The sequence below is a fragment of the Synechococcus sp. FACHB-909 genome (assembly GCF_014698945.1).
Lineage (GTDB): Bacteria > Cyanobacteriota > Cyanobacteriia > PCC-6307 > Cyanobiaceae > Cyanobium.
Genome location: NZ_JACJTY010000007.1, coordinates 204349 through 217476 on the forward strand (window position 1 = coordinate 204349; position 13128 = coordinate 217476).

12 protein-coding genes are annotated in these 13128 nt (G+C 69.4%); 3 read left to right on the forward strand and 9 right to left on the reverse strand.

Features of this window, described 5'->3' with window-relative positions; translation table 11 throughout:
- Positions 1-34: 34 nt before the first annotated feature.
- From H6G99_RS12800 to H6G99_RS12835, 8 genes are all read right to left on the reverse strand, one after another.
- On the reverse strand, positions 35-892 hold the full coding sequence (locus H6G99_RS12800; RefSeq protein ID WP_190611839.1) for an outer membrane protein: 858 nt from the start codon (positions 890-892) through the stop codon (positions 35-37).
- Positions 893-1418: 526 nt separating this feature from the next.
- Entirely contained in the window at positions 1419-1760 is a 342-nt protein-coding gene (gene hypA / locus H6G99_RS12805) for a hydrogenase maturation nickel metallochaperone HypA (protein ID WP_190611841.1), read from the reverse strand.
- The gene (locus H6G99_RS12810) at positions 1753-2202 is read right to left on the reverse strand and encodes a hydrogenase maturation protease (RefSeq protein WP_190611842.1); all 450 of its coding nucleotides are present in this window, start codon (positions 2200-2202) and stop codon (positions 1753-1755) included. Before H6G99_RS12810 ends, hypA begins: the two co-directional genes overlap by 8 nt.
- Positions 2199-3641 (reverse strand): Ni/Fe hydrogenase subunit alpha, encoded by a 1443-nt coding sequence (locus H6G99_RS12815; RefSeq protein ID WP_190611844.1) that lies wholly within the window; start codon positions 3639-3641, stop codon positions 2199-2201. The genes H6G99_RS12810 and H6G99_RS12815 overlap by 4 nt, the downstream gene beginning before the upstream one ends.
- A 10-nt stretch (positions 3642-3651) precedes the next feature.
- Positions 3652-4230, reverse strand: coding sequence for an NADH-quinone oxidoreductase subunit B family protein (locus H6G99_RS12820; RefSeq protein ID WP_190611845.1), 579 nt, complete (start codon positions 4228-4230; stop codon positions 3652-3654).
- 11 nt (positions 4231-4241) lie between these two features.
- Positions 4242-4961: a bidirectional hydrogenase complex protein HoxU gene (gene hoxU, locus H6G99_RS12825; RefSeq protein ID WP_190611846.1), complete on the reverse strand. Its 720-nt coding sequence runs from the start codon at positions 4959-4961 to the stop codon at positions 4242-4244.
- Positions 4961-6556 (reverse strand): NuoF family protein, encoded by a 1596-nt coding sequence (locus tag H6G99_RS12830; protein ID WP_190611848.1) that lies wholly within the window; start codon positions 6554-6556, stop codon positions 4961-4963. Before H6G99_RS12830 ends, hoxU begins: the two co-directional genes overlap by 1 nt.
- 54 nt (positions 6557-6610) lie before the next feature.
- Positions 6611-7573, reverse strand: coding sequence for a type 2 periplasmic-binding domain-containing protein (locus H6G99_RS12835; protein WP_190611849.1), 963 nt, complete (start codon positions 7571-7573; stop codon positions 6611-6613).
- A 215-nt stretch (positions 7574-7788) separates the two neighbouring features.
- Between H6G99_RS12835 and H6G99_RS12840 the strand changes: the two genes are divergently transcribed.
- Together H6G99_RS12840 and H6G99_RS12845 are read left to right on the forward strand one after the other, a co-directional pair.
- Positions 7789-10431: a putative bifunctional diguanylate cyclase/phosphodiesterase gene (locus tag H6G99_RS12840; protein WP_190611851.1), complete on the forward strand. Its 2643-nt coding sequence runs from the start codon at positions 7789-7791 to the stop codon at positions 10429-10431.
- Positions 10428-12227: a sensor domain-containing diguanylate cyclase gene (locus H6G99_RS12845; RefSeq protein WP_190611853.1), complete on the forward strand. Its 1800-nt coding sequence runs from the start codon at positions 10428-10430 to the stop codon at positions 12225-12227. Before H6G99_RS12840 ends, H6G99_RS12845 begins: the two co-directional genes overlap by 4 nt.
- Here the strand turns inward: H6G99_RS12845 and H6G99_RS12850 are convergent.
- Positions 12209-12733 carry an NADH-quinone oxidoreductase subunit NuoE family protein gene (locus H6G99_RS12850; RefSeq protein WP_190611854.1) on the reverse strand — a complete coding sequence of 175 codons (525 nt, stop codon included), beginning with the start codon at positions 12731-12733 and terminating at the stop codon, positions 12209-12211. The two genes, H6G99_RS12845 and H6G99_RS12850, sit on opposite strands and share 19 nt — an antisense overlap.
- A gap of 128 nt (positions 12734-12861) precedes the next feature.
- Between H6G99_RS12850 and H6G99_RS12855 the strand changes: the two genes are divergently transcribed.
- A complete protein-coding gene (locus H6G99_RS12855; RefSeq protein WP_158219503.1) occupies positions 12862-13008 on the forward strand; it encodes a hypothetical protein in 147 nt (48 codons plus the stop codon).
- The last annotated feature ends 120 nt before the right edge of the window (positions 13009-13128 follow it).

Here is a 13128-nt window from a genome sequence, read left to right on the forward strand (position 1 = left end):
TCCGACGGGGCCGGGGCCCTGAGAGCCGCCGTGATCACCAGAGGCCGCGGATCGGCGCGGGGGCCGGTTCGGGCTGGAAGACCGGCGCTGGAGCCGGTGCGGGCTGCATGACGGGTTCCGGCTCCGGGGTGGGAGCGGGCGCGGCCGCCACTGGGCGGGCACCGAAGCGGTAACGGAAGCCGATCTTGCCGCCGAAGCTGTTGAAAGCGTCGAAGGTCAGGTTCTCGGAGGAATACCCGCCAGCGCCTTGATAGACGCCCTCAAGGTAGACATCGGAGTTGTAGCTCATGGCGTAGCTGACACCGACCTTGGCCTGCCAGCCGAACAGCCCCTTGTTGACGCTGTTGGTGGGGAAGCCGTTGAGGCTGAAACTCGGGGTGCTCAGGTTGGTGTACCCGATGCCACCGCCGATGTAGGGCGTCCAGCGGCTGTTGGTCTCGATGTCGTAGTAGAGGCTGGCCAGCACATCATTCTTGTTGATGATGCCGGAGACGTTGTTGGTGAAGGGCACGATACCGAAGGCACCGAAGCCGATCGGATTGGCGGCACCAACGGCGTTGAGGCTGGCCCGGCTGTAGCCATAGGTGAGCTCGGCGCGGAGGGCGCCGAAGTCGTAACCGACGCCCACATCACCGGAGAAGCCGCCGCCGAGGTCAAGTTTGGTGGAGTTGTTGTTGCCGAAGTTGAACAGCAGCGGCGTGAAGAAGGGTGAAACGAGCGTGCCCGTGCTGTTGACCGTCTGGTCGCTGGGGGTCTGGGCGCCGGCACCGATGGTGAGGTACCACCCCTTGGCGGAATAGACCTCCTTCACCACCGGCTGGGGGTAGGTCTGGGCGATGAGGGTGGCGTCCGGAGCAACCTGGGAATCCAGGCTTGCGCTGGGGGCTGCCACCGAAGGTGCGGATTCCAGGGCCGGAACCGCCGTGGCCGCAGGATCACTGGGCCCGGCTTCCACAAGCCCGGGAAGACTGGCAGACGATTCCGAAGTCACGGGATTCGTCACGGGCTCGGTGCGCTCGCCAGCAGGCCTGAGCTCCGCCATGGCGGGACCGCCAAGCAGGAGACCACCGGTTGCGGCGATTCCCACCCCGCGGAGACATGTCCTCGTGAAATTCTTCGTGAAATTCTTCATGGAATTCTTCGTGGAATAAGTCATGGGGGGTTGCGCTCCTCTCACTCATTTACAAATAAACCCGCGCCATGGACGAATTTGCAGGCCATGGACAGCATCAGTCCTGGCACAGAGTGGCGAAAAAAAGAAAACTTGCACAAGTTTACGTTTCGCACCTGAATCCAGTGCCGATCGGCGTTGTACATAAAATAGGCAGAACTTATTCTGGCCCTGATAGGGATCACCGCCAGCCTCGGGACGTTCGGCCCCAGCAACGGCCCCAACTCCCCCCATCAAGCCTGGCGGATCAGTCGAGGTCCAGGGAGGCCAGCTGCAGTTCCCGGCCCCGCAGCATCTCCCGGCTGATGCGGCCGCAGCGGGGGCACTCGCAGCAGCCATCGCGCGCCGCGAAGGGCTGCTCGCAGGCGGCACAGAGGCATTCGGCGCTCACCGCCTCGATCACCAGCCGGGAGCCGGCGGCGATGGTGCCCGCCATCACCACCGTGTGGGCCAGCCGCAGGGCCTCGATCTCCACCCCCGCCAGGCTGCCCACCCGCAGGGTGATGGCGGTGATGCGGCCGGCCCCGTGCAGGGCGGCCTGCTCCAGGGCCTGCTGCCGCACGGCGTCCATGAGGCTCAACTCATGCATGGGGCGCCACCGCCTCCTGCAACCAGGCCCGCAGCAGCCGGCGCGCCTGGGGCAGCTGGCGCCGCATCTGGGGCGAGAAGCGCTCGCCCCAGGAGAAATCGAAGGCCGGCACGAGCAGCTCATGGGCCGGCACGCAGCCGCCGAACAGCTGCTCGGCCAGGGCCAGCAGCCGGGCGGGCGCCACCCGGTGCGTGTCCCGCTCCCAGCCGTCGCTGGCCTGCAGGGGCCGCAACAGGCAGCGGCTGCGCGGGGGCGCCAGCCAGGCATCGACGATCAGCAGCCGCTCGGCCGCGGCCACGGCTTCAGCCAGTTCGGGGGTGAGCTGGTGGCGCTGCAGACCCAGGCCCTCCACCAGGTGCCAGCCCACCCCGTCATCGCCGCGCAGGGGGTTGCCGATGCCGATCAGCAGCGCGCCTCCGGTGCCGACGCCGGCGCCGCTCATCCCCGCAGGCGCTCGGCCAGCACCCTGCCGTCGGCGGCCAGCAACTGCAGGCGCAGCGGCATCTGGCCGGCGGCGTGGGTGGAGCAGGAGAGGCAGGGGTCGAAGCAGCGGATGCCCGCCTCCACCCGGTTGAGCATCGCCTCGGGGATCTCGGCGCCGGCGGGGACCGGATCGGGGATGTACTCCCGGGCGATCTGGTGCACCGTTCGGTTCATCGCCAGGTTGTTCTGGCCGGTGGCGATGATCAGGTTGACGCTGGTGAGCAGGCCGTCGTCATCCACCTTGTAGTGGTGGAAGAGGGTGCCCCGGGGCGCCTCGCTGACGCCCACCGCCTCATTGCGGTTGAGGGAGGCCCGCAACCGGATGCGGCCGTGCATCAGCTCGGGGTCGGCCACCAGGATCTCAATCGCCTCCAGGCAGGCCACGATCTCCACCAGCCGGGCGTGGTGGTAGGCGAAGCTCGAGGTGGCGGGCTGGCCGCTGCGCTGGCGCAGCTCCGCCAGCTCCCGGTCGGCCCAGGGGGTGCCGACGCTGTCGCAGACGTTGAGCCGGGCCAGGGGGCCCACCCGGTAGATGCCGTCCGGATAGCCGAGGGGTTTGTAGTAGGGGAACTTGAGGTAGCTCCAGGGTTCCACCGCCTCGCCGAGGAACTCGGCGTAGTCGTCCTCGCTGAGCTGGTCGGCCACGATCGCCCCGGTGGCGTCCCGGAAGCGGATGCGCCCCTCGATGTGCTCCCAGAGCCCGTTGGGGGTCACCAGGCCCATGAACAGGCTGGGGAAGTCGCCGAAGACCCGCTGCTCCTTCTGCAGGGGGCCATCGAGCAGCGTCTTGTAGAGCTCCAGCGCCAGGGTCACGGTGGCGCGGGCTTCCGGCAGGCGCTCCAGGATCCAGTCCCTGGCCTCCTGGCTCAGGGGGGAGCGCACACCCCCGGGCACGGCCCAGGCGGAGTGGATCTTGCGGCCTCCCAGAAGCTCCAGGATCTGCTGGCCGAACTGGCGCAGGCGGATGCCGGCGCGGGCCAGATCGGGGTCGGCGGCCATCAGGCCGAAGACATTGCGCCTGGCCGGATCGCTCTCCCAGCCCAGCAGGAAATCGGGGCTGCTGAGGTGGAAGAAGGAGAGGGCGTGGGACTGGGTCAGCTGGGCCAGGTTGAGCAGCCGCCGCAGCTTGTCGGCCGCCGGGGGGATCGAAAGGGCCAGCAGCTTGTCGCCGGTCTTGGCGGCCGCCAGCAGGTGACTCACCGGGCAGATGCCGCAGATGCGGGCCGTGATGCCCGCCATCTCGGTGAAGGGGCGGCCCTCGCAGAACTTCTCGAAGCCCCGGTACTCCACCACGTGGAAGCGGGTGTCGGTGAGGTGGCCGGCCTCATCGAGGTGGAGGGTGATCTTGGCGTGGCCCTCGATGCGGGTCACCGGATCGATGATGACGGTGCGGGTCATGGCGAGGTCCTCATCCGAAGCGCAGCATGGCGGGCCCCTCCATCACGGGCCGCTCGCCGGCCAGCAGCGGGGTGATCGCCTCACGGATGCGCTCGGCGGAGGGGGGGCAGCCCGGCAGGTAGAGGTCCACCGGGATCACCTCATGCAGGGGCAGCACCTTCGGCAGCAGTTCCGGAACGATGCCGGGGGCAAAGGGCAGCTGGCCGGTGGCATCGGCCAGCTCCAGATAGCCCCGCTCCAGCACCGCCTTGGCGCCGTCGTGGCCGCCATCGAGCAGGTTGCGCAGCCCGGGCACATTGGCCGTCACGGCGCAGTCGCCGAAGGAGATCACCAGGGCCGTGCGTTCGCGCACCTGCAGGGCCAGCTCGAGGTTGTCGACGTTGGCCACCGCCCCCTCCACCAGGGCGATGTCGACGTTCTCGGGGTAGATCTTGACGTCGGTGCCGACGGGAGAGAAGACCACATCCACCTTCTCGGCCAGGTCGAAGAGGAACTCGTCGAGATCCAGGAAGGACATGTGGCAGCCGGAGCAGCCCGCCAGCCAGACGGTGGCGAGGCGGAGCTTGGCGGCGGGCGGGGAGGGGGTCATGGGGTGGGGGATCACTGGTTGTGCCAGCGGTGCTGGTCGCGGGCGCTGCGCAGCAGGGCGGGCAGGCTGGCGTCGGGCTGTTTCTCGGCGGTGGTGTCGGTGTTGCGGAACAGGGCACCGGTGGGACACACCTCGACGCACTTGCCGCAGGAGGTGCAGGCCTGCACCTGGCCCCAGGGCTCATCGAGGCCGGCGACGATGTGGCAATGGCCGCCGCGGCTGCCGATGTCCCAGACGTGGGCCCCCTCGATCTCGTCGCACACCCGCACGCAGCGGGTGCAGAGGATGCAGCGGTTGTGGTCGAGGGTGAACTGGGGGTGGGAGGCATCCACCGACCGCTGGGGGTACTGGTAGGGGAAGCGGGAGTGGTCCATGCCCACGGTCACGGCCATGTCCTGCAGCTCGCAGTGGGTGTTGGCCACGCAGACGGCGCAGACGTGGTTGCCCTCGGCGAAGAACAGCTCCACCGTCATGCGGCGGTACTCCCTGAGCCGAGGGGTGTGGGTGTGCACCACCATCCCCTCGGCGGCGGCGGTGCTGCAGGCGGGCAGCAGCTTGGTGGACCCCTCCACCTCCACCAGGCACAGCCGGCAGGAGGAGACGGGGCTGAGGCCGTCGAGGTGGCAGAGGGTGGGGACATCGGCCGCGGCGGCCCGGGTGGCCTCCAGCAGGCTGGCGCCGGCCGGCACCGCCACGTCCTGGCCATTGACGTTGAGGGTGACGACGGCCATCAGCGGACCCTCCCGGTGGCGACGCAGTCCGAAGGTTCCCGGCAGGCGGCCTCGTATTCGTGGCGGAACCAGCGCAGGGTGCTGAGCACCGGATTGGGGGCCGCCTGGCCCAGGCCGCAGAGGCTGGTGACCTTCACCATCTGGCAGAGGGCATCGAGGCGCTCCATGTCCTCGGCGGTGGCCCGGCGCTCCACGAAGCGATCGAGCAGCTGGGCCAGCTGCACGGTGCCGGCGCGGCAGGGGACGCACTTGCCGCAGCTCTCGTTGACGCTGAAGCCCATGAAGTGGCGCGCCACCTCGGGCATGGAGGTGCTCTGCCCCATCACCACCATGCCGCCCGAGCCCATCATCGAACCCAGCTCCAGCAGGCTTTCGTAGTCGACGGGGGTGTCGAGCCGTTCCGCCGGGATGCAGCCCCCCGAAGGTCCCCCGGTCTGCACCGCCTTGATCGGTGAGCCATCGGGAACGCCGCCGCCGATCACCTCCACGACGGTGCGCAGGGGGGTGCCCATCGGCACCTCCACCAGGCCGGTGTTGACCACCGCCCCGGAGAGGGCGAACACCTTGGTGCCCTTGCTGTGCTCGGTGCCCATGGCGGCGTACCAGTCGCCGCCTTCCCGCAGGATCGCCGGCACGGCGGTGAAGGTCTCGACGTTGTTGATCAGGGTGGGCGCCCCCCAGAGGCCCGACTGGGCCGGGAAGGGCGGCCGGGGCTGGGGCATGCCCCGCTGACCCTGGATCGAGAGCAGCAGGGCCGTCTCTTCGCCGCAGACGTAGGCGCCGGCCCCCACCCGCACCTCCAGCCGCAGGTTGAAGCTGGTGCCGTGGATGTGGTTGCCGAGCAGGTGTCGGCTGCGGGCCTGCTGCAGGGCCAGCCGCAGCCGCTCGATCGCCAGGGGGTATTCCGCCCGCACGTAAACGAAGCCGCGCTCGGCGCCGACGGCGTAGGCGGCGAGCGCCATCCCCTCGATCAGCCGATGCGGATCGCTCTCCAGCACGCTGCGGTCCATGAAGGCGCCCGGGTCGCCTTCGTCGGCGTTGCAGACCAAGTAGCGGGGGCCGGGGGGCTGGAGGGCCACCGTGTCCCACTTCAGGCCCGTCGGATAGCCGGCACCGCCACGGCCGCGCAGGCCGCTGCGGCGCACCTCGTCGCGCACCTGCTCGGGGCTGAGCTCCTGCAGGATGCGCTGCAGCTGGGCGTAGGTGCCGAAGGCGATCGCGTCGTCGATGGACTCGGGATTCACCTGCCCGCAGCCCTCCAGCACCACGGGCCGCTGCAGGGCGAAGAAGGGACCCTCCAGATCGATCCGATGGTCCGCCAGGTCATCGGCGGGGTTGGCGAGGGTTTCGGCGATCAGGGCCCCGGCCTGCTCCGGCGCCAGCCCCCCGAAGAGCTGGGTGCGACCGGGCCGGTCGCAGGCCACGAGCGGGCCGCTGCCGCACTGGCGCAGGCAGCCCACCGGCTTGATCGTCAGCTGGGAGGGATCGAGGCCGGCGGCGTCACGGGCGCCCTCCAGGGCGGTGCGCAGGGCCTGGCTGCCGGCGGAACGGCAGCCACTGGCATCGCAGCAGCGCACCTGCACAGGGGAAGGCATGGTGAACCGGGGGCGCCTTTCCTTCTGCTAGCCAGGAAATGGCCGGGGCGCCGTTCAGCGGCCCTTGACGAGGCCCCGGGCAATGGAGTCTTCCGTGGCGGGCAGGGGGGTGTTGGCCGGGATGACGCCATTGGCGTAGAGCACCTGGCGGATCTGTTCCAGCAGCGGGGGCAGGTTGTTCTGTATCGGGTCGAGCAGCTCGTACTGCTCCTGGGGCCCGGGATAGCGGACCCCCCCCAGAACCGCGTCGGCGGCGCCGGGATCGAGGCCGAGGTAGTCGGCCACCTCATGGCGGATGGCGGCGGGACGTTGCCTCTCCTCCGCCCGCACCGCCTGCCAGCCCTGGACGAGGGCCAGGACGGCATCGGGGTGAAGGCGCAGAAACTCGGGTTCGACGGCGAGCACATCGAGGATCTCGTTGGGGAGCTGCCGGCTGGTGAACAGCGTGTCCAGGGGCAGGGCGCGCAGCAGAAGCTCGCTGCGGGGTGGGTAGCTGACCACCGCCGCCACCGTTCCCTGCCGCAGGGACGCCTCCCACGCGGAGGCGGGCAGGAACCGGAGCTGGGACGGCAGCGGAGGGGGCAGATCCTGGGACTCGAAGGCGCGGGCCAGCAGGTAGCGGGAGAGGCTGCTGCGGTCGAGGGCGATCGGCCGGCCGGCCAGGCCTTTGAGATCCTTCACGGTCTTGAGGGCCAGCACCTGGTCGCCACCGCGGGATTCGTCGATCACGTAGACGATCACCGGACAGCGCTCCGGTGCCAACCCGCAGATGGTGACCACATCGATCGCCGTGGTGGCGATCGCCTGGGCCGCGCCCGCGACGTAGGCCTGCACCGCCCGGTCGTTGTCGGCGAAGTTGCGCAGGTCCAGCGTGAGTCTGCGGGGGTCGTAGTGCTGCCGGGCCTGGGCCAGGGCGAAGTAGGCGTAGCCCGGCCAGGGATTCATCGCCAGCACGAACCGGGGAGGCTGGCCTGGGCAGCCGATCAGCAGCGACAGCACCAGGGCCGCCAGAGCCACCAGCGCACCATTCCGTTGCCGCCAGCCCTTCCGGCGCCACCCCGGGGGATTGGCGAAGCCAGCGACAGCCCCCATGGGTGGGCCAGAAATGTGAAAAAAGTATTATGGGTGATCAGAGTGAACGGTTCCCTCCCCGTCCGGCCCCGTCGCCGACTCCCACGCTGCCGCCTTCTCCGCCGCCAGCTGAGCAACACCCCCGGGAGTCGAGCTCCCTGGTGGCTGCCGTGCTGGCCCTCGGAGTCCTGGGCACCGCCCTGCTGACCTGGAGCAGCGTCCATCAGACGATCACGGAGCACCGCAACCGGGAGCAGCCCGCCGCCGATCTCGTCGTTGCCGCCCTGCACAGGAAGCTGGACAACACCGAATCGGTGCTGCGGGGTCTGGTCGGCCTTCAGATGGCGTCCCAGGAGGTCACCCTAGGGGAGCTGCAGCGCTTCGTCGGGTCCCTCGAGAGCGATGGCCGCAGCCTGGAGGGCATCAGCACCCTGGGCTTCGCAACGGCCGCCTCCGGGCAGGCGCCGATCCGGCTGGTCGCGCCGATGGATCCCGGCAGCCGCGCCCTGCTGGGGGCGGATCTCTGGTCGTGGGTGCAGGGCTCCGGCAAGGAACCCGGCCGGGAGTCCTCACCGCCGGAGGGGTGGCTGCTCCCCGGCCGCCCCCGGCCGGGGGAGCCGGCCTTCCTGGTGCAGATCCTGCCCTTCGGCAGCCACCCCGGCACGGCAGCCGCAGGGTCGCCAGCGGCGAAGCGCTGGGCCTTCGCCACCCTGCCGCTGCGGGATGTCGTGCGGGCGGCCCTCAACCATCCGTTGGTCCGGCTGGACGAGCCCGTGGATCTGCAGCTGTACGTCGGCGATCGCGCCGACCCCGCCCATCTCCTCTACGACTCCCGCAACCTCCCCGAGGCGGCCGTCCTGACCCATGCCCTCTCCCGCAGGATCGACACCGGAGGCCAGCGGTGGCTGCTGCTGGTGCAGGTCCCCCAGCATGGCACCGCTGACTGGCTGCCCAGCTGGGTGGCGGTGCTGCTGCTGGGTCTGACGACCAGCCTGCTGGCCGCCCTGCTGACCGGGGAGCTGCAGCGGCGGCGCCGACTGGCTGAACAGGAGGGCCGCAGCCTGGGGGAGCTGCGGAGCCAGCTGGAGGACAGCCTCCAGTGGCTCCGCCTCCACCGCCAGGCCTGCTCCCTGATCCAGGAGGGGATCGTGGTCACCGACCGGGACGGGGCGATCCTCGCCTGCAACGAGGCCTACGTCGCCATCACCGGCTACCCGGAGGAGGAGCTGGTGGGGCGCAATCCCCGCATCATGAGCTCCAGCTACCAGTCGGAGGGGTTCTATACCGCCCTGTGGGAGCAACTGCTCGCCAACGACCGCTGGGAAGGGGAGATCTGGAACCAACGCCGCAGCGGTGAGGTCTATCCCGTCTGGATGCGGATGGGGGTGGTGCGGGACGGCTCCGGGGCCCCCAGCCACTACATCGCCGCCCTGACCGACCAGACCGTGCTGCGGGAGAAGGATCGGCAGCTGGAGTATCTCGGCTTCCACGACCCCCTGACCCGCCTGCCCAACCTGCAGATGGCCGAGCTCCGGCTGGGTCAGCTGTGCCAGCAGGCCCAGCCCCTGGTGGTGATCTGGATCGAACTGGACGGCATCAAGCGCATCGAGGAAAGCTTCGGCCAGGCCAAGGGCGATCAGCTGGTGCAGCTCGCCGTCGATCGGCTGGGAGGCTTCGTGGGGCCCGCCGCCGTCATGGCCCAGGTCGGCAGGGGCGAGTTCCTGATCGTGCAGGCCCTGGAGGCGACCGGCCCCACGGCCCTGGAGACGGCCCGCACCCTGATGGCGGCTCTCACCGATCCAAAGGCCCCGGGGGGAATGCTGGAGCTCACCCTGTCGGCCTGGGCGGGCATCAGCTGCTTCCCCCAGGACTCGAGAGAGCCGGAAAACCTCCTCCTGTTCGCCTCCACGGCCCTCGCCCAGGCCCGACGCCAGGGGCCGCAGGCCGTGCAGCGGTACGCGGCCGAGATGACGGTCCGCAGCCGCCACCGTCTGGCGATCGAAGCCCATCTGCAGCGGGCGGTGGAAGGGGGCCAGCTGGAGCTGCTCTACCAGCCCCAGGTGGACGGCCAGGGGACGCTGCTGGGGGCCGAGGCCCTGCTGCGCTGGCGCAGTCCCAAGTTCGGTTCCGTATCACCACTGGAGTTCCTCCCCATCGCCGAAGCCAGCGACCTGATCCACAGGATCGGCGAATGGGTGCTGCAGGAGGCCTGCCGCCAGTGGCAGCTGTGGGTGCAAAGTGGATTCGAACCTGGACGGCTGGCGGTGAACCTTTCGAGCCGACAGTTTCAGGATTCCCGCCAGACCGTGCCGGACATGGTGCAGGCGTGCCTGAGCCACTCGGGGCTGGACGTGACACGGCTGGAGCTGGAAATCACAGAGAGCTGCCTGATGCCGGCTCTTGGGACCCGGGAGCAACTCCTACGGTTATTTGCGATGGGTGTGGAACTGGCGATCGACGATTTCGGCACCGGTTTCTCCTCCCTGAGCACCATCCACAACTTTCCGATCCGCAAGCTCAAGATCGACCGTTCCTTCGTTGATGAGGTCGATCGCAACCCCACCTCCCAGTCGATCGTGCGCGCCACCCTGGCCATGGCCGAGGACCTGGGGGTGAAGATCCTGGCCGAGGGTGTGGAGCGCCCCGAGGAACTGGAGTTCCTGGTCCGCTCTGGCTGCCCCGCCTTCCAGGGCTATCTGTTCAGCCGTCCCCTGTCCGCCGAGGGGTTCGAGGACCTGCTCCGCAGGGGAACAAGGCTCGGCCCGGTGGCGGGCGGCGAGCCGGCGGCGGTCCCCCTGCCATGAGAGCCCCCCGCCCCACCATGACGCTGCGCCAGGGACTGCTCCTGGCCCTGCTGGCCGGCCTGGCGGTGCTCGGCAATGTGAGCGCGCTGCCGCTGTTCTTCGGCATCCAGATCCTGCTCGGATCGATCGTTCCCACCCTCATCCTTCTCTGGCGCCGGGGCTGGTGGAGCGTGGCGATCGCCGTTGTGGCCAGCCTCTACACCTGGAAGCTCTGGGGCCATCCCTGGGCCATCGTCATCTTCAGCGCCGAGGCCCTGTGGCAGGCGGTGTTCGTCAATCGCTTCAACGGCCCTCCGGAGAACGACCTCAAGGGCCGGATCATCCTGGCCGAGATCAGTTTCTGGCTCCTGGTGGGGACACCGATGGTGTTCTTCTTCTATGGCGTCGTGCTGCAGATCGATCCGGCGAACGTGGCCGTGACGGCCGCAAAGCAGGCGGTCAACGGCCTGGCCAACACGGTCATGGCCTTCCTCCTGTTCGTGCTGCTGCAGGTGTGGCGCAACCGCAGGGGCCAGGGACTGCTACCGCTGCGGGGCCTGGTGTTCTCCGTGGTGCTGGCGGCCTTCACGTTGCCGTCGCTGGCCCTCACCTTCCTCTCGGGCAACCTGCTGCAGGGGGCTGCCCAGGAGGCGGTGCTGGACAACCTTCAGACCGTCGCCGAGGCCGCGGCCCGGATCGATCCCCGCCAGCTCGCCGAGCCCACCCGGGGACTGCCGGCCAGCCCCGGCGCGACGGCCTTCCTGCTCATCGACAGGGAGGGCCACCGGACCAGCTCCAATCCTGGGTTGTTCCTGCGGCTGGAGAACAACTTCCTGCCGGCGCCACAGGAGTTGATCCAGCCGGATGGGCTTCAGATTCTGGTGCCAAGGGGTCAACGCCCCGCCCTCAAGGTGTGGATCCAGGGGTACTGGAGCACGACCGTGATCTCCGGCCGCCATCGGGTGCAGGTGGTGCAGCCCGCTCGACCAGTGGTGCTGAAGCTTCAGGCCCAGAGCACCACCCTGCTCACCGCATCGCTGGGGCTGATGCTGCTGGGGGTCCTGCTCAGCGAGCTGATGGCCAGCCTGGTGGAGGGCCAGATGCGGCTGCTGCGTGCCTCGGTGCCGGAGGTCAGCGACGACGTTCCCGACCTCACCGGAGGCCCCGAGCCTGACGGGGGCTCCGGTGATGGCAGCGTCATCGCCGAAGTCCAGGGACTGGTGGGCCGTCTCCACGAACACCTGCGCAGGGAAGCCCGCCTGAGCCAGGATCTCGCCGCCATGAGCGAACGGTTCCGGCAGAGCAGCGAGCAACTGCGGCGTCTCTCAAGCACCGATCTGCTCACCGGGGCCAGAAATCGGTCCGAGCTGGAACGCAGCCTGCAACTGCTGACCCAACGGGCCTCCGACTGCGCCGTGCCCCTGTCCTGCCTGGCCTTCGCGGTGCAGGGCCTGCGGCCGATCAACACCGTGCTCGGCCGGCAGAAGGGGGATGAGGTCCTGCAGCGGCTGATCGCCAGCGTGAAGCAACTGCTGCACGCCAACGACGAACTGTTCCGGATCGGCGGGAGCGAATTCCTGCTGCTGCTCTGGGATCAGCCGCTCGAATCGGCCCGCACCACGGCGGAACAGATCCGCAGGGTCGTGACCGAGACGGCCATGCCGGCGGGGAAGGGACCCGCCACCGGGCTGGCGATGAATGCGGGGGTGAGTCTGCTGGCGGCCAGCGATGCCAGCGGCCAGGCCATGCTGTCGCGGGTGGAGCTGGCCCTGAACCAGTCCCGGGATCTGGGGGCCAATCAGGTGGTGGTGCGCTGAGGCAGGCCGGCGGCCTCCAGCCGGGCCTCCAGTTCCTCGGGCTGGTCCACCGGGAGCCGGGTCACCAGCTCGCCGTCCACCACCAGCACCGGCGCCTGGCCGCAGGCCCCCAGGCAGCTGACGTGCTGCAGGGCCCAGACGCCATCCCCCACCGGATCATCGAGGCGCACCCCCAGCCGCTGCTCGATGCGCGCCGCCACCTGTCCCCCCCCTTTCACATAGCAGGCGGTGCCGAGGCAGATGGCGCAACGGTGGGCGGTGGGGGGCTCCAGCCGGAAGAGGTGGTAAAAGCTCGCCACGCCGTGGACGCGGCTCAGCGGCAGCCGCATGGCGACGGCCACCTCCCGCAGGGAGTTCGGCGAGAGATAGCCGTGGAGCTCCTGCACCTGGTGCAGCACCTCGATCAGGGCATCGGCGCGGGCCCCGTGGCGACGCACCACCTGGGCGATGCGCGGATCGCCGCTGGCGGCGCCGGCTGTTGCTGCTGCGGCGGTGGAGCTGGTCATGCCATCGATCTCCCACGCCCTCTTGCTAGCCACCGCCGGGCCGATGGTCAGCACGGCCTTGGGCAGAAGGCCTGCGGACGCGAATGGGGAGCCATACCTATAATCATTCTTGATGCGGACGCCGGCCGATGACTCCTCTCCTGCGACAGGCCCAGCTTCAGGCGGCGATGCTCAGCATGGCGCTGCTGTTCGCATCAGCGACCCTGGCCTGTGAGAAGCATCTCAAGGGGCACCAGAACAGCGCCGAGACCCAGACGGAAGGCCTGAGCCGCTGAACCCATCCGCCACCGACAGTCGGTGGCATCGGCGGCTCCGAGATGGTCAGTTTCCTTCGTCAGTCACCACGATTTGGTTTCTTTCCAACGTCGCTATCGATCACGATTGGTCGTCCTGGC

Bases quoted from the DNA above. Each gene is read 5' to 3' on its own strand.
- hypA (WP_190611841.1), bottom strand. From the start codon at position 1,760: ATGCATGAGTTGAGCCTCATGGACGCCGTGCGGCAGCAGGCCCTGGAG.
- H6G99_RS12810 (WP_190611842.1), bottom strand. From the start codon at position 2,202: ATGAGCGGCGCCGGCGTCGGCACCGGAGGCGCGCTGCTGATCGGCATC.
- H6G99_RS12815 (WP_190611844.1), bottom strand. From the start codon at position 3,641: ATGACCCGCACCGTCATCATCGATCCGGTGACCCGCATCGAGGGCCAC.
- H6G99_RS12820 (WP_190611845.1), bottom strand. From the start codon at position 4,230: ATGACCCCCTCCCCGCCCGCCGCCAAGCTCCGCCTCGCCACCGTCTGG.
- hoxU (WP_190611846.1), bottom strand. From the start codon at position 4,961: ATGGCCGTCGTCACCCTCAACGTCAATGGCCAGGACGTGGCGGTGCCG.
- H6G99_RS12830 (WP_190611848.1), bottom strand. From the start codon at position 6,556: ATGCCTTCCCCTGTGCAGGTGCGCTGCTGCGATGCCAGTGGCTGCCGT.
- H6G99_RS12845 (WP_190611853.1), top strand. From the start codon at position 10,428: ATGAGAGCCCCCCGCCCCACCATGACGCTGCGCCAGGGACTGCTCCTG.
- H6G99_RS12850 (WP_190611854.1), bottom strand. From the start codon at position 12,733: ATGACCAGCTCCACCGCCGCAGCAGCAACAGCCGGCGCCGCCAGCGGC.
- H6G99_RS12855 (WP_158219503.1), top strand. From the start codon at position 12,862: ATGACTCCTCTCCTGCGACAGGCCCAGCTTCAGGCGGCGATGCTCAGC.